This window comes from Thalassospira sp. GO-4 (genome assembly GCF_023588965.1).
GTDB classification, from domain to species: domain Bacteria; phylum Pseudomonadota; class Alphaproteobacteria; order Rhodospirillales; family Thalassospiraceae; genus Thalassospira; species Thalassospira povalilytica.
In genome coordinates, this window is record NZ_CP097807.1 from 1,854,369 (window position 1) to 1,873,017 (window position 18,649).

At 55.5% G+C, this 18,649-nt stretch carries 17 protein-coding genes; 10 read left to right on the forward strand and 7 right to left on the reverse strand.

Annotated features, from left to right (window positions below):
- Positions 1 to 339: 339 nt before the first annotated feature.
- A complete protein-coding gene (locus tag M9H61_RS08705; protein ID WP_206927979.1) occupies positions 340 to 963 on the reverse strand; it encodes a TetR/AcrR family transcriptional regulator in 624 nt (207 codons plus the stop codon).
- Positions 964 to 1,104: 141 nt separating this feature from the next.
- On the opposite strand from M9H61_RS08705, the gene M9H61_RS08710 reads away from it, so the two are divergent.
- The 7 genes from M9H61_RS08710 (at position 1,105) to M9H61_RS08745 (ending at position 8,402) form a co-directional block, all read left to right on the forward strand.
- Positions 1,105 to 2,193 (forward strand): PotD/PotF family extracellular solute-binding protein, encoded by a 1,089-nt coding sequence (locus tag M9H61_RS08710; RefSeq protein WP_101247540.1) that lies wholly within the window; start codon positions 1,105 to 1,107, stop codon positions 2,191 to 2,193.
- Positions 2,194 to 2,339: 146 nt separating this feature from the next.
- Positions 2,340 to 3,203: an ABC transporter permease gene (locus tag M9H61_RS08715; protein WP_250284618.1), complete on the forward strand. Its 864-nt coding sequence runs from the start codon at positions 2,340 to 2,342 to the stop codon at positions 3,201 to 3,203.
- Between the two features lies 1 nt (position 3,204).
- Entirely contained in the window at positions 3,205 to 3,996 is a 792-nt protein-coding gene (locus tag M9H61_RS08720; protein WP_250284619.1) for an ABC transporter permease, read from the forward strand.
- Positions 3,993 to 5,114: an ABC transporter ATP-binding protein gene (locus M9H61_RS20670; RefSeq protein WP_371922217.1), complete on the forward strand. Its 1,122-nt coding sequence runs from the start codon at positions 3,993 to 3,995 to the stop codon at positions 5,112 to 5,114. The genes M9H61_RS08720 and M9H61_RS20670 overlap by 4 nt, the downstream gene beginning before the upstream one ends.
- Complete coding sequence (locus M9H61_RS08735; RefSeq protein ID WP_250284621.1) at positions 5,111 to 5,842, forward strand: MBL fold metallo-hydrolase; 732 nt, start codon at positions 5,111 to 5,113, stop codon at positions 5,840 to 5,842. The genes M9H61_RS20670 and M9H61_RS08735 overlap by 4 nt, the downstream gene beginning before the upstream one ends.
- 68 nt (positions 5,843 to 5,910) lie before the next feature.
- A complete protein-coding gene (locus tag M9H61_RS08740; protein ID WP_250284622.1) occupies positions 5,911 to 7,335 on the forward strand; it encodes an aldehyde dehydrogenase family protein in 1,425 nt (474 codons plus the stop codon).
- Between the two features lie 215 nt (positions 7,336 to 7,550).
- The gene (locus M9H61_RS08745; protein WP_250284628.1) at positions 7,551 to 8,402 is read left to right on the forward strand and encodes a lipopolysaccharide assembly protein LapB; all 852 of its coding nucleotides are present in this window, start codon (positions 7,551 to 7,553) and stop codon (positions 8,400 to 8,402) included.
- Between the two features lie 47 nt (positions 8,403 to 8,449).
- Here M9H61_RS08745 and M9H61_RS08750 read toward each other — a convergent pair whose 3' ends face one another.
- Together M9H61_RS08750 and M9H61_RS08755 are read right to left on the reverse strand one after the other, a co-directional pair.
- Positions 8,450 to 9,709, reverse strand: coding sequence for an MFS transporter (locus M9H61_RS08750; RefSeq protein WP_250284630.1), 1,260 nt, complete (start codon positions 9,707 to 9,709; stop codon positions 8,450 to 8,452).
- An 85-nt stretch (positions 9,710 to 9,794) separates the two neighbouring features.
- Entirely contained in the window at positions 9,795 to 10,541 is a 747-nt protein-coding gene (locus tag M9H61_RS08755; protein ID WP_101247548.1) for a TetR/AcrR family transcriptional regulator, read from the reverse strand.
- 267 nt (positions 10,542 to 10,808) lie between these two features.
- On the opposite strand from M9H61_RS08755, the gene M9H61_RS08760 reads away from it, so the two are divergent.
- On the forward strand, positions 10,809 to 12,188 hold the full coding sequence (locus M9H61_RS08760; protein ID WP_250284632.1) for a DUF2254 domain-containing protein: 1,380 nt from the start codon (positions 10,809 to 10,811) through the stop codon (positions 12,186 to 12,188).
- 110 nt (positions 12,189 to 12,298) lie between these two features.
- The gene (locus tag M9H61_RS08765) at positions 12,299 to 13,291 is read left to right on the forward strand and encodes a GyrI-like domain-containing protein (RefSeq protein WP_250284634.1); all 993 of its coding nucleotides are present in this window, start codon (positions 12,299 to 12,301) and stop codon (positions 13,289 to 13,291) included.
- A 111-nt stretch (positions 13,292 to 13,402) separates the two neighbouring features.
- Here M9H61_RS08765 and M9H61_RS08770 read toward each other — a convergent pair whose 3' ends face one another.
- Complete coding sequence (locus M9H61_RS08770) at positions 13,403 to 13,843, reverse strand: Lrp/AsnC family transcriptional regulator (RefSeq protein ID WP_114113376.1); 441 nt, start codon at positions 13,841 to 13,843, stop codon at positions 13,403 to 13,405.
- Between the two features lie 143 nt (positions 13,844 to 13,986).
- Here M9H61_RS08770 and M9H61_RS08775 point away from each other — a divergent pair, with 143 nt between their 5' ends.
- Entirely contained in the window at positions 13,987 to 14,883 is an 897-nt protein-coding gene (locus tag M9H61_RS08775; RefSeq protein WP_250284635.1) for a DMT family transporter, read from the forward strand.
- A gap of 85 nt (positions 14,884 to 14,968) precedes the next feature.
- Here M9H61_RS08775 and alaS read toward each other — a convergent pair whose 3' ends face one another.
- The 3 genes from alaS to M9H61_RS08790 all read right to left on the reverse strand — a co-directional run bounded on the left by alaS (position 14,969) and on the right by M9H61_RS08790 (position 18,444).
- A complete protein-coding gene (gene alaS, locus M9H61_RS08780; protein WP_250284637.1) occupies positions 14,969 to 17,623 on the reverse strand; it encodes an alanine--tRNA ligase in 2,655 nt (884 codons plus the stop codon).
- 169 nt (positions 17,624 to 17,792) lie between these two features.
- Positions 17,793 to 18,308: a GNAT family N-acetyltransferase gene (locus M9H61_RS08785; protein ID WP_250284638.1), complete on the reverse strand. Its 516-nt coding sequence runs from the start codon at positions 18,306 to 18,308 to the stop codon at positions 17,793 to 17,795.
- On the reverse strand, positions 18,301 to 18,444 hold the full coding sequence (locus tag M9H61_RS08790; RefSeq protein ID WP_068517484.1) for an entericidin A/B family lipoprotein: 144 nt from the start codon (positions 18,442 to 18,444) through the stop codon (positions 18,301 to 18,303). Before M9H61_RS08790 ends, M9H61_RS08785 begins: the two co-directional genes overlap by 8 nt.
- Positions 18,445 to 18,649 lie beyond the last annotated feature (205 nt).

Genomic DNA, 18,649 nt, shown 5'->3' on the forward strand with positions numbered 1-18,649 from the left:
CCACCTCGACCGGACATGCTTTGCATGCTTGATGCCGCTTTCACGCGACGCACAACATGCTCTTTTACAACTGGCAAAAGAGACATTGCATAAGTACCCCCTTGAATAATATCTATTTTTTAGGGGCAACTATTTATATTAGCAAGATAATTCACGATTTCCCGCAAAACATGCAAAAGAAATTGGCTGTGCTCCGAAGGCCGGGATAACGAATTGGTTTAGCGAAAATTTTCCGGTCAGGCGCGGATAACACCGAAATCGGTATGGAAATCTGCGCCCATTCGCCAATGCGATGCATTGGAGAAGGCCGATGATTTTCCGGACGAACTTAATGGCAGGTCAGTCAGCACCAACAGATATCAGCGATGCCACAGGCAAATTTTGCTTTGCCACGCTTGCCTTCAGGCCATCAACATCCATCTCCTCGTCTTTGACAAACTCGATGAACATCATGTTCACATTGTTAAAGACAAGCTCGCCCAGTGCGGTGCAATCGACATCCTTGCGGACAATGCCGCGATCCTGCAACGACCGAAAAAGGTCGCAGACCTGTTTGGAAAGCCGGTGGTCAAGCGCGGTATAGCGTTTGGAAAACGGGGTTTCGGGCTGGGCAATTGAAAGCGACATCGCCGTTCGCCACATTTCCTTGGACAGATAGGTCAGGGAATGGTCGTAATATTTACCGATCAGATCAAACAGGGCCGACGCGACCTGATCATGCTTTTTGGCAATGATCCCCTCGCCCGCTGCCAGCACTTCCTCGACCTCCATCGAGACCGTCGCCATCAGCATGTCGCCCTTGTTTTTGTAGTAATTATAAAACGTTCCGACCGATACCCCGGCCATTTCGGCAATGTCTTCGATGCGGGCACTGTCATAGCCGACCTTGCGAAACAGCGTTGTCGCCGCCTCGAGAATACGGCGGTTCTTATCGGCTTTCTTCTGGGCGCGCAGACCTGACATGGTCACTCCGGAAAACTGAACGGGTTCAAAAATTACATTGACTCAAAAAATGAACGCGTTCAATATTTTTTCAACGGTGCCAGAATGAGTGCCGAGTTACCCAATAAAAGGGAGGCCTCAATATGAAATCAGGGAGAGCCTATGTTTCGTCACGTTTCCACGGGGAAAACCCGCAATAAGCTTTTGGGCGGTGCTGCGACCTTCTTGCTTGGTGCCATTGCCGTTGCAAACAGCGCACAGGCCACAGAAGAACTCAACGCGCTTGTCTGGTGCGATCATACCGACCCGGCCTTGATCGAACCGTTCGAAAAGAAATACGACGTCAAAGTCAATCTGAAGGAATATGAAGGCACGGGTGCGGGCCTTTCGATCATCGAACAATCCCGCCCGGGGGACTGGGACGTGTTCGTGATTGACGGCGTTGATGTCCATCGTGCGGTTGAAATGGATCTTCTGGCCGAAATTCCGGCCGATGCCCTTCCGACTTCCGATCTTTTCCCGGAAGTCGTGATGGCCGAAAACAATGTGGTTGATGGCAAAACCTATGCGGTTACCGAAAAGTTCGGCTACAACACCATTTCGTTCGACAAGACCAAGGTCGATCCCAAGGACATGGAAGACATGTCGGTGATCTGGTCGGACAAATACGCCGGGCGCATCGCGATTTATGACTATTACCTGCCGGTTATCGGCCTTGTCGGGCTGGGACTTGGCATTGATACGGCCGATCTTGGGGCGGATGATATGGACGCCATCAAGGAAAAGCTGTTTGCGATGAAAAAGGTCTCCAAACAGGTTGGCGAAGTGGTTTCCTCCCAGACGGCTTTGGCCACGGGTGAGGTCGATATCCTTGTGGGTGGTGGTGAATGGATCACGGCGGTTCTGTCCGAAGACAAACCGAACCTTGATTGGGTCATCCCGAAACAAGGCGGCCTGCGCTGGGCCCAGTCGATTGGCGTGATGAAGGAATCTGCCAAGCCCGACCTTGCGCTGAAATTCGTGCAATACATCCTGAGCCCCGAAGGTCAGGCGCGTCTTGCGACATCGTCCTGTTACTGGGGCATGCCTGCCAATTCCAAGGCCGGGGAAAACCTGTCCGATGCGCAAAAAGCAGCCCTTCGCTGGGATGATCAGCCCGAATATCTGAAAAACTCGCAGCTTTATCCGATCCCGGATGCCGATCTGGACGCCCAGATGCAGGATGCCTGGGTCGAGATGCTCCAGCAGTAAGCATCCCTTGCTTATTGCCACCCGCCATTGCCCCGCTTTTTGCGGGGCAATGGTTCTGCTAAGCTTGCCAAAACGGCGACCAACCTTCCACGACACCAAGACCGGTAACCGGGCAAAATGCCTGTGTTGCAACAAAGGACACCGTGATGGCCCAAGCCACCCTTGAAACACGCGAAAATCGCCGCGCATGGGGATTTGTCACCCCGGCACTTTTGTGGACGGTCGCGTTTTTCGTCATTCCGTTTGTTGTCATGGCGGCGATCAGCCTTGCCACCCGCAAGGGCCGCGACATCGTGATGGCCTGGAATCTGGATAATTACATTACGTTTTTTGAGAAGGCCCATCTGCTCAAGGGCCTTTTTGTCTCGCTGGAAATCACGTTTACCGTCACCATCATTTCGGTGATCCTGGCCTATCCGCTGGCCTGGATCATTGCCGAGCGCGTCCCGCAAAAATGGCAGCGCATGGCATTGATTCTGGCGATCCTGCCATTCTGGACCAGCTATGTGGTGCGGTCCTATTCCTGGCTTCTGGTTCTGGCCAAAAACGGCGTGATCAATAACGCGCTTTTGCATGTCGGTCTGATTGCCGAACCGCTTGAACTGGCGAGCACACGCACCGCCACCGTGATCGGGTTCGTACATTTCTTTGTCATGCTTCTGACCCTGACCATCTATGCCAATCTGGTGCAGATGCCGCCAAATTATCGCCGGGCGGCGGCCGACCTTGGCGCCAACGGGTTTCAGGTATTCTGGCATGTGGTCTTGCCGCTGACCTTGCCGGGCATCATGGTTGGCGCGTTTCTGACATTTGTGCTGTGTATCGGCGATTACATCACGCCCCAGATTTTGGGCGGCAATAATGAACTGGCCCTGCCACAGGTCATCATGTTGCAACTGGGCCGACGGGCCGATTTCCCGATGGCGGCAACGCTTTCGATCATTCTGATGGTGGTGGTGACGCTGGCCTATATTGCCTGTGCCCGATGGCTCAAGATGGAGAGAACATAAAATGATCTCTTCACGCCTTTCCAAAATTGCTTCATGGGCTTATCTGGCGGTTCTTTACAGCTTTATCTTTTTGCCGGTCGCGGTCCTTGTGCTGTTTTCATTTCAGGACGGGCGCCTGCCCGTCCCGCCATTTAACGGCGCGACCCTTAAATGGTATGGCGAGGTTTTTACTGACAGTCGCCTGATGTCCGCCCTTGGCAATTCACTAATCGTGGCCATCGGGTCGTCACTTGTTGCCTGTGTGCTTGGTTTCTGTGCCGCTTACGGGCTGGCGCGCTTTGTTCTTCCGGCATCCCGGCTTCAGCGCGGGCTTCTGGTGGCACCGATGACGGTCAGCTACCTGATCATCGCCCTTGGTTTGCTGTCGACCTTTAACTGGGTGGGGGTTTCGCTGTCGCTGTGGACGGTTGGCATCGGGCATGTGGTGATCAATTTGCCGCTGTGCTTTGCCATCATTTATGCATCGATGGGCGATCATCAAAAAAACATCGAACGGGCCGCGCGCGATCTTGGGGCGGCTGAATGGCAGGTGATGACACAGGTGTCTGCCCCGATGTTGATGCCATCGATTTTGGCGGCATTTTTCCTGTCGGTCACGTTCAGCTGGGATGAATTTATCATCGCGTTTCTGCTGTCACGGTTTGACGTCACCCTGCCTGTCGAAATCTGGAGCATGCTGCGATCGGGCCTGAACCCGAAAACCAACGCGGTCGGAAGCGTTGTCTTCCTGGTATCGGTTGCGCTGCTGCTTATTCTTGAACTGATTGTCTTTAGAAGGACGGCAAAGAAATGACCGCCCCTGTTTCCATTCGCAATGCCACCAAAACCTTTGGCGATTTTACCGCACTTGATGATGTCAGCCTTGAAATCGCGGCGGGTGAATTCATCGTTCTTCTGGGCCCGTCGGGCTGTGGCAAGACCACCTTGCTGTCGCTTCTGGGCGGGTTTCTGTCGCCAACCCGCGGGGTGATTGAAATTGACGGGCGCGATATGGGGTCAGTGGCACCATCCAAACGCCCGACCACCACGATGTTTCAGGATTACGCCCTGTTTCCGCATATGACCTTGCGCGACAATGTCGCCTTTGGCCTTAAGATGCGCAAGGTCGGCAAGGCCGAACGCCATGCCAGGGCCGAAGAACTTCTTGATATGGTTGGCCTTAAGGCGTCGGCATCCAAAAAACCCCACGAGCTTTCCGGTGGGCAGCGCCAGCGCGTTGCCCTTGCCCGTGCGCTTGCGGTTGAGCCAGATGTGCTGTTGCTTGATGAACCGCTTGGCGCGCTTGATCTGAAACTGCGCCGCCAGATGCAGGATGAGCTGAAAGCCATCCAGAAACGCGTTGGCACCACCTTTGTTCATGTTACCCATGATCAGGAAGAAGCCATGGCAATTGCCGACCGCATTGTCGTGATGAATGCAGGCAGGATCGAAGATGTCGGTCGCCCCGAAGAAATCTATATGCGGCCCAAAACCGTGTTTTCGGCAAGCTTCATGGGCGAGGTCAATTTCATTCCCGGCACGGTTGATGCCAAAACCGATGACGGCATTCTCGTCAATACGGTTCTGGGCGCGGTCAAACTGCCCGAAACGGCACTGGCCGATCCGGCCATTTCCGCCGGACAGAAAATCACCCTGGCCATTCGCCCCGAACATTTCCGCGCCAGTACGGGGGCAGGCCCGCGCATCACCCTTGGCGCTGCCAAGGTCGAAGACGGGTCGTTTTTTGGCACCCATCACCGTGCGCATCTAAGTCCGGCTGATTATCCCAACATGACGATCACCGCCCATATGCCGCAATCGGCAACGATCGAGCCCGGCGCATGGATTGACCTGACCATTGATCCGTCATCGGTGGTAATTCTGCCCGGTCACGCCACCCCCGCCCAGCCGCAGGAGGCCGTGGCATCATGACCCTTGAACATGCCAAACCCGAAGACTGGTACAGCACCAAATCCGTTGGCGATGATGTCACCTATATCGGTGAACCGTTTATCGAGGAATTTTATCGCTGCAATATCTGGCACATTCGCGGGCGCGATGGCGACATGCTGGTTGATAGCGGCATGGGTGTGGTGTCATTGACCGACTGGGTGCCGCTGGTCACCGAACGCCCGGTTCAGGCGGTCGCCAGCCATACGCATTTTGACCATATCGGCTGCCATCACGAATTTGAAAACCGCATCTGTCATCGCTGCGAGGCAGACCTTCTTGCCCACCCGACGCGCCAAAACACCCTTGCCGATCCCTATGTCACGGACGAGATCTTTACCAAATTGCCACCGCTTCCCTATACCTCGACCACCTATGCGGTCAAGGCCGCCCCGGCGACCCGGATTGTCGAAGATGGCGACGTGATTGATCTTGGCGACCGGCATTTCGAAGTCATCCACACACCGGGCCATTCGCCGGGCGGCATTGCCCTTTGGGAAGCATCAACCGGCATCCTGTTTTCGGGCGATATTGTTTATGATGGACCTTTGATCGAAGACACTTATCATGCGAATGCAAAGGATTACGTGCGATCGATGGAACGGCTTTATGACTTGCCGGTTCGTGTCGTCCATGGCGGACATTTTGCCAGTTACAGCGGCGAACGCCACCGCGAGATTATAAAAAGCTGGCTGAGGGAACGGACCTGAAGATACCGGTTTGATGCCGACCGCATCAGACCGCGCCAGATACACCCATACGATCAGGAAGGCTTCCTATGGAAAACGCAGGCAAATTTTACATCAATGGCAAATGGATTGATCCGATTTCGTCCGAGAAAATGGATGTGATCAACCCGGCCACCGAAGAAGTCATCACCCAAATCACGCTGGCCAGCGAAGAAGATGTCGATCTTGCGGTTGCCGCGGCCAAACGCGCCTTTGCAACCTATAGCCAGACCACCATTGAACAGCGCCTTGGCTGGCTTGAAAATCTGCTTGCGATCTATAAGCGCCGCTATTCCGAGGTCGCCGATACCATCACCGCCGAACTTGGCGCGCCCACAACCATGGCCCATGAACAGCAGGCCGCGGCCGGAACCGACCATCTTGTCGATTTCATTGATGTTTTGCGAAAACTCAAGCTCGAAGAAACCCTGCATAACGGGGAAACGCTGTTGCGTGAACCGATCGGGGTTTGCGGCCTGATCACGCCCTGGAACTGGCCGATCAACCAGATCGTTCTGAAAGTCATTCCTGCCCTTGCAACTGGCTGCACCTGTGTTCTCAAACCATCCGAGTTCACCCCGCTTAATGCAACGCTTTATGCCGAAATGATCCACGAGGCAGGCTTCCCCGCCGGGGCCTTCAACCTTGTGCAGGGCGCGGGTCCGGTGGCCGGTGCGACGCTTTCACGCCATCCCGATATCGCGATGATGTCCTTTACCGGATCGACCCGCGCGGGTAAGGCCATCACCAAGGATGCGGCCGAAAACGTCAAACGCGTCACCCTGGAACTGGGTGGCAAATCGCCAAACATCGTGTTTGACGATGTGGATGTCGAAGACCGCATCACGTTTAGCGTTCTTGATGTTTTCAACAATTCCGGCCAGACCTGCGATGCACCGACCCGGATGCTGGTTCAGCGATCGATTTATGACGAGGCGGTCAAGGTTGCCAAACGTGTCGGCGATGCCGCCAAGGTTGGCGATCCGCGGGTCAAAGGCGATCATATCGGCCCGCTGGTCAGCCACATCCAGTTTGACCGGGTGCAAACCCTTATTCAGGCCGGCATTGACGAAGGCGCAACCCTTCTGGCTGGCGGGGTTGGCAAACCCGACGGGGTGAATGAAGGCTATTTCGTCAAACCGACGATCTTTGCCGATGTGAACAACACTATGCGCATCGCCCGCGAAGAAATCTTTGGCCCGGTTGTCGCCATGATCCCGTTCGACACCGAAGAAGAAGCCATCAAAATTGCCAATGACACGCCCTATGGCCTGGCGGCCTATATCCAGACCCCCGATGATGCCAAGGCCGACCGCGTTGCCCGCAAACTGCGTGCGGGCATGATCCGCATCAACGGTGCCTTCCCCCGTCCGGGAAGCCCGTTTGGCGGCTATAAACAATCGGGCATCGGGCGCGAAGGCGGTCTGTTTGGTCTTGAAGATTTCATGGAAATCAAAATGCTGCATAAACCGTGATCTGCACGGCACGCATTCCGGCACATTGCACATTGGAGAGGGCCCCGGACAATTCCGGGGCCCTGTCTTTTTTGCAACCAGCAGGTGCCATCGCCGTAAAAAGTTCCCAAATGACATAATAGTGGCAATGCCCGGCCCGGCCATTATAATCCCATCGTAAATCGATAAATCTGATGATCCGGGGAACGGATGTCGTATGGATTGGGAGACGAAAAATGAATGCCATGTCCTTTGCTGACATGGGGCTTGCTGCCTTGAAAAGGCGGCAATATAACGCCGCCATCAATATGCTTCGTCAGGCACTTGGCGAAGATATGGATAATCTTGAAGCACGGTTTGGTCTGGCCCGTGCCCTGCATGAAAAAGGTTCGATTACCGAAGCACTCGGTGAGTATCGCACGGTGCTGCAATCTGATGGGGACAATGCCGATTGCCTCTATCACATTGCACGCGCCCTGCTTGAAAACGGTGATGCGCGCGACGCGCTTAATCATGTCGACATCGTTTTGCGCGCCAAACCGACCGACCCGGAACTTCTGACCCTGCGCGCGCAGGCATTGCTTGAACTTGATCAAAGTGACAATGCCCTTTCTGCCCTTCAGACCGCGGCACATCACAGTCCGGGATCGGAAACCATTCACCGGCTGATGGCGGCGTGCTATCGCGCAAGTCGCGATCTTGAAGGGGAACGACGCGCTGTTGAACAATTGCTGCGCATTGATCCGTCGTCACTGACCGCGTCAAACGATCTTGGTGTGATCAATCTGCGCGAAGGTCACCTGATCGCAGGTTTTGAAACCTTTGAACAAATCCTGTCGCAAGATCCCGAACACCGCGAAGCCACCCTTAATCGCGCCATCACCCTTACCGTGATGGGCGGTATGGATCATGACGCAATCTGGGGGCGGGTCATGGAAATCTGTGGCGATATGGAAGATCTGGACGATATCCGCGCCCTTGCCGATCAGGTGGCAAAGCTGCCCGATAAAAACCGTCAGGAAAATGATAGCGCACAGGCATTGATCCGGCGTGCCGCACTGGCCCCGCATGATCCGACCGATATCTGAATTGAAAACGCCCGCATTGATGTGCGGGCGTTTCATTTTCCGGATATCTATTCGGCTGTGCCATCCGCGCGGGCCGGGATCAGGGCGGATGACTTCACCCAGCCCAGAATGCCGATCACGCAAATCAATGCCGCGATCCCGCCGACCATGAAGGGTGATGTATTATCAAGCCCGGCCAGAACCCCGCCGGTCAAAACTGCTGCGGCTTCGGCCAAAACGTGCACGGATCGGTAAATGCCCAATGCCTGCCCCTGCTCGTGGGCACCGGCCCCGTTTGAAATGAACAGGCTGGTGGTAACTTCGCACCATGCAATCCCGAAGGCAGCAATACACATCGGTACAAACACCCAGACCAGCCCGTCAGGCAGGACAAAGGTAATCAAACCGATGGCCAGCAACATATGCCCAAGGGCCGCCACCCCGCGAAGGCCCATCGGGCGCTGCGCGCGTTCCACGGTCAATCCGGCCAGAATAAGCGGGATCGAAATGATCGCCGAGCACATGCCAAGGAAACTGCTGGTCACATCGCTGGTCTGTACCAGGTAAACCCCGAAGAAGCAGAAAAACAGATAGATCGCAAAATAGCTGGCAAATGAAACCGCGTAGCCCGGCAACAGCACAGGATCGGTCAAGGTCGCCCAGACAGTCCGCCCGGCAATCGCCTGATCATCCTTGGTCCGTCCGCGACGGCGGGCATATTCCGGAATATGCAAGACCACCGCAACGACCAGAAGGTTGAAGCCATACATGCCCGCGGCAAAGAAGAACGGCCAGGACACGTTAAAGGACGGATGAATGGACGGGTCCGAGAAAAAGCCCCCCATCAACGGCCCGACGATCCAGCCGACATTGATCGCCACCGTGATCAGGCCGAAATTGCGGACCTTGTTTGCCGGGGTGCTGATATCCGATGCAATCGACTGGGCAATTGCCATATTGCCTTCGCACAGGCCCGATACAAACCGCCCGACCAGAACCAGCGGCAAATTGGCGCTCGCCACCCCGATGGCAACAACGATATAGCCACTGGCCGCCCCGAACAGCGATGCCATCAAAACCGGTTTGCGCCCAACCCGGTCCGATAACCGGCCAAGCCATGGCGCACCGATAAACTGCCCGATGGGATAAAGCGCCATGGCAACGCCCAACAGGATGGTGCGATATTGTTCGGGAATGGATGGATCAAGAAAACCAAGTTCAGGTTTCAGAAACATGGGTCCAAAGACCGGATAGGGCAAACTGAACCCGGCAAAGCCGAACAGAACGGTCAAAAAGACCGCCGACATTGCCTTGTTTTCTTGCGACATGGGGAACTCCGTGGGGCGCTGCGCTGGTAAGCGACGGTTGTTAGGGGCTATTGGCGGGCAAAAGGGCGATAGAAGTTATTTCAATTCATTGATCAAAACCGGGGGCATCGACATAGGTGGCGGCAAGGGCACGGACCTTGGCCCTGGCATCATCGACCTGCCACCCGGCCCCGATCATAAGATCGGCCAGACCGTCGCACAGGATACTGACCGCATTCTTGCGCAGTTCCTGTCCATAATGACGGTCGGTAATTTCGGATAGAACCAGCACATTGATCCCGTAACCAAGCCCCCAACTGCCAAGGTTAAGGTTGCGGCTTCGGCTGGTCATATCCGGGGCAATGCCAAGTTCATCCTCCCCCTCGGTCAGGAAGGTCTGAAACATCGTGGTGATGGCATTGATCTGATCAAGCTGGGCCTGATGGCGGGCCGGGGTTGCGCGTTTCCAGACCGACGGCGCAAGGGCAAGATATTCCGCCTCGAACAATTGCGGATGATCGATGGAAAAACCCAGATCAAGCAGATTGGCGATGATGTATTTTTCAATCGCGCTGCCATCATGATTGCGTGCGATATCAAACTTTTCGGCGCGTTTGGCACCGGCCATGACCGCAAGCCCGATCAGCAAATCTTCCTTGCTGGCGAAATGGCCATAAAGGGTACCGACCGAAATGTCACAGGCCCGCGCAATATCCGACATCTTGAGCTCGAAAAAGCCGACTTCTGAAATCAGTTTCCCGGCGGCATCAAGGATCATTTCTTCGCGTTGCTGGCGTTTTTCCATGCGGTTTTGCGCAACCATGCCAATGCGGCCTTCTACCCGTTGGATCATTTTTGACGTAAAATCGAATTTGGTTCATTTTTCAAACACGGGCAATCGTGATTTTTGCATAGGTGTCATTCCCCCAAAAAGTCAGGAGACATTGACCGCAATAACCGGCAAAAATGATCTGCGCGATATCGACCCGGACCAGCACAACAGCAAACCGGGAACCGGCCACAGTTCCAGACGTTTATATGTTGATCGCTGTCCCGGTCCGGTCTTGCCGACGGGCGGCATTTGTCGCCCGGGCACGCATTCACAACAGGATCACGGCACATGTTTCACCGCTTTATCCGAATATGGGAATTTGTCGGCCACAGCCTGTGGTTCACCCCGTTGCTTTATGCGATTGGCGGTGCGGTGCTTTCACTGTTGGCCATCCGGTTGCCGGGCGAAGATATCATTGCCAGCCTGCCCGATTTCTGGCCGCGCTTTGAAACGGTTGAAACGGTCCAGGACCTGACATCGACGCTGCTGGCGACGCTTGTGACGATGACCACCTTTGCGCTGTCGGTCACCATGGTGGTGCTTACCCTTGCGGCCGGGTCGTTGGGGCCGCGCACCATTCGCAACTTCATGGGCGATCCCAAAACCCAAAATGCGTTGGGCAGTTTCGTCGGCACGATCCTGTTTCTGATTACAGGTCTGGTCCTGATGGGCGGGCAGACCGGTGATAGCGCGGTCCCGCAGATCGCCGCCATGACCGGCATTGCGCTTTTTGTCGTCAGTCTGTTTGTGCTGATTTTGTTTGTCCATCATCTGGGACGTTCCATCGTTGCCGACCACGTGATCCAGAAGGTCGGGGCCAATCTTGAAGAAACGATTTCCTCGTCGCTTGAAACCCTGTCGGGGCCGATTGACAATGCCGCCAGGGAAAGCTGCACCCTGCCCGATGCGGGTGCCAACACGTCGGATCGCACGATCACGGCAGCGAAATCGGGCTATGTGCAGGGCATTGATTATGACGACCTGCTTGATGTTGCCATCAAGAACGATATTCGTGTCGCACTGACTGTCCGCGCCGGACAGCATGTGATTGCCGGTGATATTATCGGTGAAATCGGCAAGGATGAAAACAACGACACCAAGCCCTCTGACACCGGGCCTTCTGACACCCGATCTGATGCAATACATGACGCCATCGCCCAACAAATCATGATCGGCAGTCAGCGCACCGCCATGCTTGATATCGAATTTGCCCTGCGACAACTGGTCGAGGTCGCCTTGCGCGCCCTTTCGCCCGGGATCAATGATCCGTTCACCGCAATTGCCGTGATCCATCAGCTGGGTCGCGCCTTGCCACAGGCGATGGATTTCCATTATCCGATGGGGCTGTGGCGCGATGATCAGGGACAGGAACGCATCTGCGCCCATCTATCGGATTTCGGCGGCATGATGAACGCGGCATTCAACCAGATCCGCCAATCGGCCAGTGCCAAACCCGACGTCCTTTTGCCGATGGCAGAGGTCCTTGAAAGCCTGACCGGCCTTGCCAAACATCCAAAACATCTGGAAATCCTGCGCGAACATGCACGCCTGATCGGTCGGGCCGCTGCGCGCGACATTGCGGACGCCACCGATCGCAAGGCCGTCGAACGCGCCGTTAACCGCGTCTTGCGCCAACAACAGGCCAAGGATGATTATTCGGTTTCCTGAAGCACCCTGACCAACATGCTGTCAGCTCGGCACAGGGCCACATTCCCGTTTTTCCGCCCCCCCGAAACAAGTCCGCAAGATCGGTCAGGTATTGGGCAGCGGATTTGTGCATGATGGCACAGGATCAAGCCCGCAATCAGCAATCGCAACCGTCAGGCCACGCCATCATGAATGCCCCGGCAAAATCAGACATCGCCCGCCGTTTTGACCGGGTCATTACCCATATTGATACAAGTCTTGATACCTGTCTTGATACCGGCCCTGATGCCAGTCCCGAGGTTCGGGAAGACAAGGCCTTGTCGCTTGAAACTCTGGCCGGCATTGCTGCCTTTTCGGTCTTTCATTTCCATCGGCAATTTGCGGCATTTTACGGGATGAATGTCGGACAATATATCCGCCTGATCCGGATGCGCCGTGCCGCCCATATGCTGGCCTTTCGCCAAGATGTCCCGATTTTGCAAATCGCCCTTGTTGCCGGGTACGAGGGACCGGAATCCTTTGCGCGCGCGTTTCGCCAGATCCACGGGATCGCCCCGCGTGACTTTCGCAAATCCACCGATTGGGACAATTGGCAGGCCCCCTATGACGGGTTGCTGAAAATCAGGAGAAACACGATGACCAGCCCTGATCACACCGCCGTTTCAATCATCGACTTCCCCGAAACACCCACCGCCTGTCTGGATCATGTCGGCCCGCCTGCGCGCATCGGCGAGACCATTCAACGTTTTATTGCCTGGCGCAAAATCCATCATCTGCATCCGTCAAAACACACGACATACAATATTGTCTGGTGCAATCCCGATGATACGCCGCCCGATGAATTTCGCATGGGGCTTTGCGTTGCCACAAAACGGCCCCTGACAGCCGAGGATGAAAAAGCCTGTCTTTATCCCCTGATAATCCCGGCCGGGCGATATGCGAAATTGCGTCATGTCGGAAGCGACCAGACACTTGGTGACAGCGCGCTTGCGCTCTATCGCGACTGGTTGCCGCAAAGCGGTGAAACGCCCGGCGACTTCCCGCTTGTTTTCCAGCGCGTCGCCTTTTTCCCCGACGTCCCGGACCATCAGGCCGTTACCGATATCCTGCTGCCACTGGCATAGAACACCGTGCGCACAGGCAACGCATGAGGCATCACACATCGCACGTGACGCATGGCGTTTAGTGTATGCGAATGGCGAATGGCACCGGATGCCTCGCGCAAGGCCGCACACTCATTTCGGCGAAAGTGGCGGCATCCGGCGTTCGACCGGCTTGGATTTGACGATGGCGGTGTTGGTTTCGGCCTTGTCGACAATCTGGTCAAGCAACCCGTCCAGCTCCTTCATCGACCGGATATAAAGCCGCGCGACAAAGCAATCATCGCCAGTCACCTTGTCACATTCGCCAAATTCGGGAATTTCGGAAATCAGTTGCTGCACGATATGCAATTTCCCGGGCAACGGCCGAATGCGCACAATCGCCTGCAACGGATATCCCAGGGCTTCAGGGTCAATATCAATGGTGAAACCGCGAATAACCCCGCGTTCTTCAAGCCGCCGGACCCGCTCGGCTACACCGGGGGCGGAAAGTCCGACCTTGGCGGCCAGTTCCTTTTGCGAAATCCGGGCATCACGCATCAGGATTTTCAGAATCTTCTGATCGATCTCGTCCATGACTTTACAAATTCCACAAAATTGACGATCCGGCCTTGAATAAAAAGGCTACATGCCAAATTCACCTTTCACAAGCCATATAAAACCCGGCCTAAAAAGCGGAAAGTAATCCCATCAAATGACTTCCTGAACGGAGCTTTGCGATGAAAGAACAAGTCCGCGGCACGGTCGAAATGACGGCTGCCATGACAATTTTGGGCACCATTGGCTGGTTTGTTGTGATGTCGGACCGCCCGGCCATGGATGTGGTTTTCTGGCGCTGCTTCTTTGGGGCGCTTTCGCTTTTGGTGATCTGTGCGACCATGGGGCTTTTGCGCGGGCTTTTGAATGTGCGCATGCTGGGCTGGGCCGCCCTTGGCGGGGTTGCCATCGTCACCAACTGGTACCTGCTGTTTCAGTCCTATTCGATGGCCTCAATCTCGGTCTCGACCGCGGTTTATAACACCCAGCCCTTTATGCTGGTGTTGTTTGGTGCGGCTTTTTTCGGTGAAAAACTGACCGTCAACAAATTCGTCTGGCTTGGCATTGCCTTCGCCGGTCTGCTTTTGATCATTTCTGGCAAATCCCGGGGCGGCCTTGGCGGATCGGATTATGCCGGTGGCATTCTGATGGCGCTTGGGGCGGCGTTTTTCTGGGCGACAGCGGCCATCATCACCAAAAAGCTCAAAGGCACCCCGCCCCATCTGATCGCCCTTGTTCAGGTCTGTATCGGTATTGTGATGCTTGCGCCATTTGCCGATTTTGAAAATCTGCCAACCACGGCAATCAGTTGGGGTTCCCTGATCACGGTCGGGGTGGTCCATACCGGGATCATGTATGTATTGATGTATGGCGCAGTTCAGAAACTGCCGACCCACCTGCAAGGATCGCTCAGCTTCATCTATCCGGTGGTGGCGATCATTGTTGACCTGATTGCTTTTGGCTATCGCCCCGATACCGCTCAGATCATCGGTGCCATCGCCATCCTGATTGCGGCATCAGGCATGAACCTTGGCTGGCAAATCATCCGCCCCCGCACACAACGCAATGTAGCGCCCTGACAATCCCTGCCCAAATCGCAATCATCAGACAAAACAAAAGGGCCCCGGTCGGGGCCCTTTTTTATTCTTCATACTTTTGATCGCGTCAGCCGGCGATATGTGCCTCGATCGCGGCCAGTGCGGCATCGGCCTGCGACGGGTCGGAACCACCGCCCTGTGCCATGTCCGGACGGCCACCGCCGCCCTTGCCGCCGAGTTTCTCAACCCCGATACGGACAAGGTCAACCGCGCTGAATTTCGCGGTCAGGTCTTCGGTCAGGCCAACCACGATGGATGCCTTGCCACCATCGCCCGAAACAAGGGCAACAATACCAGAACCCATCTGGTCGCGCAGTTCGTCAACCATGCCTTTGAGTTCCTTGGCCGGAATGCCGTCAAGCGAACGCAGGGCCAGTTTGACGCCATTGACTTCCTTGAAGGCATCACTGCCCGATGCACCGCCGGAACCGGCAGTCGCAAGTTTCTTGCGCAGGTCGGAAACCTCGCGTTCCAGACGACGGCGTTCTTCCTGAAGCGCCTTGACGCGTGCCGGGACATCTTCGGGCACGGCCTTAAGGTCGGCAGCAACCGTTGCCAGCACGTTTTCACGGGCCGCCATGTAATTGGCAGCATCGGCACCGGTCAGGGCTTCGATACGACGAACCCCGCTTGAAACCGCACCCTCGGACACGATTTTGAACATGCCGATGTCACCGGTGCGTTTGACATGCGTACCACCGCAAAGCTCAAGCGAGTAGGCATGTTCGTTGCTTTCGGGAAGGCCCATGGAAACAACGCGGACTTCATCGCCGTATTTTTCACCAAACAGCGCCATCGCACCCAGTTCAATCGCCTCATCCGGGGTCATCAGACGGGTGGTGACTTCGCTGTTTTCACGGATCAGACGGTTGACGTCTGCTTCGATGATTGCGGCTTCTTCGGCTGTTACGGCCTTGGGATGGGAAACGTCAAAACGCAGGCGATCCTGTGCGACCAGCGAGCCCTTCTGGGTGACGTGATCGCCAAGATGCTTGCGCATCACCGCATGCAGAAGATGGGTTGCCGAGTGATTGGCACGCAAGCTTGAGCGGCGGGCATGATCAACACGGAATTCAGCCGCATCGCCAACCGAAACGTCGCCTTCGACAATCTTGCCCAGATGCACATGCAGCGCGCCGAGCTTTTTCTGGGTGTCGGTGATTTCAATGATCGCACCCTTTTCGGTTTTGATCACACCGGCATCGCCCTGCTGACCACCGGACTCACCAAAGAAGGTGGTCTGGTTGGCAAGAACGGCAACCTCGTCACCTTTTGATACGGTTTTGACTTCGGCACCATCCTTGATCAGGGCGGTGATAACACCTTCGGCGGTTTCGGTTTCATAGCCAAGGAATTCGGTCGCGCCATCACGGTCATTGATGTCAAACCAGACTTCTTCGGTCGCTGCTTCGCCCGACCCCGACCATGCGGCACGTGCCTTGGCCTTCTGTTCTTCCATGGCGGAAGTAAAACCGTCTTCATCAATGCCGATTTTGCGTGCCTTGAGCGCATCGGCCGTCAGATCAAGCGGGAAGCCATAGGTGTCATAAAGCTTGAAGGCAACCTCGCCCGAAAGGGTGGCGCCTTCGTTCATGCCGTCGGTCGCGTCATCAAGCATCTTGAGACCGCGATCAAGCATGGTTTTAAAGCCCTGCTCTTCGAGCTTGAGCGTTTCTTCGATCAGTGCCTGGGCACGGACCAATTCCGGGAAAGCACCGCCCATTTTGCGGACCAGTGCCGGAACCAGTTTATACATCACCGGATCCTGGGTGCCGACCATGTGCAGGTGGCGCATTGCACGGCGCATGATACGGCGCAGAACGTTACCGCGACCGGCATTGGACGGCAGAACACCATCGGCAATCAGGAAGCTGGTCGAACGCAGATGGTCGGCAACCACACGGTGCGACACGTTATGCGGACCATCCGGGTCGGTATTGGTGGCATCGGCCGATGCTTCGATCAGGGCGCGCATCAGATCGATGTCATAGTTGTCGTGCTTGCCCTGAAGGACAGCGGCAATACGTTCCAGACCCATGCCGGTATCAATAGACGGCTTGGGCAGATCAATGCGATCGCCATTTGCCATCTGTTCATACTGCATGAAGACGAGGTTCCAGATTTCAATGAAACGGTCGCCGTCTTCGTCGGCACTGCCCGGAGGGCCGCCCCAGATGTGATCGCCATGGTCAAAGAAGATTTCCGAACACGGACCACACGGGCCGGTATCGCCCATCGACCAGAAGTTATCGGAGGTCGGAATGCGGATGATGCGGTCATCAGACAGACCGCCAATCTTTTTCCAAAGACCATGGGCTTCGTCATCGGTGTGATAAACCGTGACCAGAAGCTTGTCTTTGGGAAGACCATATTCCTTGGTGATCAGGTTCCAGGCGAATTCAATCGCGTTTTCCTTGAAATAATCGCCAAACGAGAAGTTGCCGAGCATTTCAAAGAAGGTGTGATGGCGGGCGGTATGACCGACATTTTCAAGATCGTTATGTTTGCCACCGGCACGCACGCATTTCTGCGAGGTGGTCGCGCGTGAATAATCGCGATGCTCTTGACCGGTGAAAACGTTCTTGAACTGGACCATCCCGGCATTGGTAAACATCAGGGTGGGGTCATTGCGCGGCACCAGCGGGCTGGAGGAAACGACTTCGTGGCCGTTCTTGCGGAAGAACTCCAGAAACGTGGTGCGGATATCGTTAACGGTCTGCATATCTCTCCAACCCGGAAAACGCGGAACAATTTCATCCGCCATGTTGGCGGACGGACTGCCCTATTTAGCGGCTCGGCCCTGCCCTGTCCAGTCAGGCGAAGGGCTTGGGCGGCAAATGTATCAAGTTTTATGAATTGCGTGATTGCAACAAGGCAAAAATCGCCGCGCGCTAGGCCCGGTCAATCATCAGGCGAAACCGCTTGCGGTTCATTGACGCGACAAAACCGATCTGCACAAACCCCAATCGGGACAATAGCTTGGCCGATGGATGATTGTCGGGATGGGCAAAGGCACCCAGCATGCGGCAGGATGTTCGGGCCCGCGCAAAGGCGATGGCGGTTTCGGCAAGTTCACGGCCAAAGCCGCGACCATGATGGTCGGGATGAAGGAAATAACCGATTTCCGGTCCCCAGTCGGGGTCGAACGGGTCGATATAAAGCCCGCCCCAACCGATGATTCTGTCGGTTTCCCTGTGCCGTACGACCCAGGGGGCAAAGCCATCCTGATTGCGACGTGCTTCAAAGGCCAGCAATCTGGTCTGGCAATCTTCAAGCGATTGATCGCAATGGGTAAAGCGCATTGCCGCAGCATCCCCCAGAAACACAAAAAGGTCGCCAAAATCGGCGACCTTTACCGGGGCATAATATAACCGTTGGCTGGCAAGGGCGCTTGAACGGTTACTCATTCACGCTTTCCTGGATCTGCTGGCCCAGCTTTTCCATATCGCGGCCAAATCCTTCGGCGGTTTCGCAGGCCGACAACGCCATGCCAAAGCCAAGAACCATCGCAACTGCCAACAGACGTTTTGTGATCGTTACCATGTTTGTTGAATGCTCCAACGCTGTGCGGTTCGGATACCGCCTTTGAGTATATACGCCATTTTGGCGCGACCGGTTTTTGGTTGCAACCGATATCGCCATTGCCCGGCCCCATCCAGACACAGCAAAAGGACGCCAATATGGCGCCCTTTTGTGTGCTCGTCGGTTCGGTTTTTTATCCCAACCCTTTTTTGTCTTTCGTTGCCGG

Excerpts from the sequence above, each read along its gene's own strand:
- M9H61_RS08705 (WP_206927979.1), bottom strand. The coding sequence starts at position 963 with ATGTCAGGTCTGCGCGCCCAGAAGAAAGCCGATAAGAACCGCCGTATT.
- M9H61_RS08710 (WP_101247540.1), top strand. The coding sequence starts at position 1,105 with ATGTTTCGTCACGTTTCCACGGGGAAAACCCGCAATAAGCTTTTGGGC.
- M9H61_RS08715 (WP_250284618.1), top strand. The coding sequence starts at position 2,340 with ATGGCCCAAGCCACCCTTGAAACACGCGAAAATCGCCGCGCATGGGGA.
- M9H61_RS08720 (WP_250284619.1), top strand. The coding sequence starts at position 3,205 with ATGATCTCTTCACGCCTTTCCAAAATTGCTTCATGGGCTTATCTGGCG.
- M9H61_RS20670 (WP_371922217.1), top strand. The coding sequence starts at position 3,993 with ATGACCGCCCCTGTTTCCATTCGCAATGCCACCAAAACCTTTGGCGAT.
- M9H61_RS08735 (WP_250284621.1), top strand. The coding sequence starts at position 5,111 with ATGACCCTTGAACATGCCAAACCCGAAGACTGGTACAGCACCAAATCC.
- M9H61_RS08740 (WP_250284622.1), top strand. The coding sequence starts at position 5,911 with ATGGAAAACGCAGGCAAATTTTACATCAATGGCAAATGGATTGATCCG.
- M9H61_RS08745 (WP_250284628.1), top strand. The coding sequence starts at position 7,551 with ATGAATGCCATGTCCTTTGCTGACATGGGGCTTGCTGCCTTGAAAAGG.
- M9H61_RS08750 (WP_250284630.1), bottom strand. The coding sequence starts at position 9,709 with ATGTCGCAAGAAAACAAGGCAATGTCGGCGGTCTTTTTGACCGTTCTG.
- M9H61_RS08755 (WP_101247548.1), bottom strand. The coding sequence starts at position 10,541 with ATGATCCAACGGGTAGAAGGCCGCATTGGCATGGTTGCGCAAAACCGC.
- M9H61_RS08760 (WP_250284632.1), top strand. The coding sequence starts at position 10,809 with ATGTTTCACCGCTTTATCCGAATATGGGAATTTGTCGGCCACAGCCTG.
- M9H61_RS08765 (WP_250284634.1), top strand. The coding sequence starts at position 12,299 with ATGATGGCACAGGATCAAGCCCGCAATCAGCAATCGCAACCGTCAGGC.
- M9H61_RS08770 (WP_114113376.1), bottom strand. The coding sequence starts at position 13,843 with ATGGACGAGATCGATCAGAAGATTCTGAAAATCCTGATGCGTGATGCC.
- M9H61_RS08775 (WP_250284635.1), top strand. The coding sequence starts at position 13,987 with ATGAAAGAACAAGTCCGCGGCACGGTCGAAATGACGGCTGCCATGACA.
- alaS (WP_250284637.1), bottom strand. The coding sequence starts at position 17,623 with ATGCAGACCGTTAACGATATCCGCACCACGTTTCTGGAGTTCTTCCGC.
- M9H61_RS08785 (WP_250284638.1), bottom strand. The coding sequence starts at position 18,308 with ATGAGTAACCGTTCAAGCGCCCTTGCCAGCCAACGGTTATATTATGCC.
- M9H61_RS08790 (WP_068517484.1), bottom strand. The coding sequence starts at position 18,444 with ATGGTAACGATCACAAAACGTCTGTTGGCAGTTGCGATGGTTCTTGGC.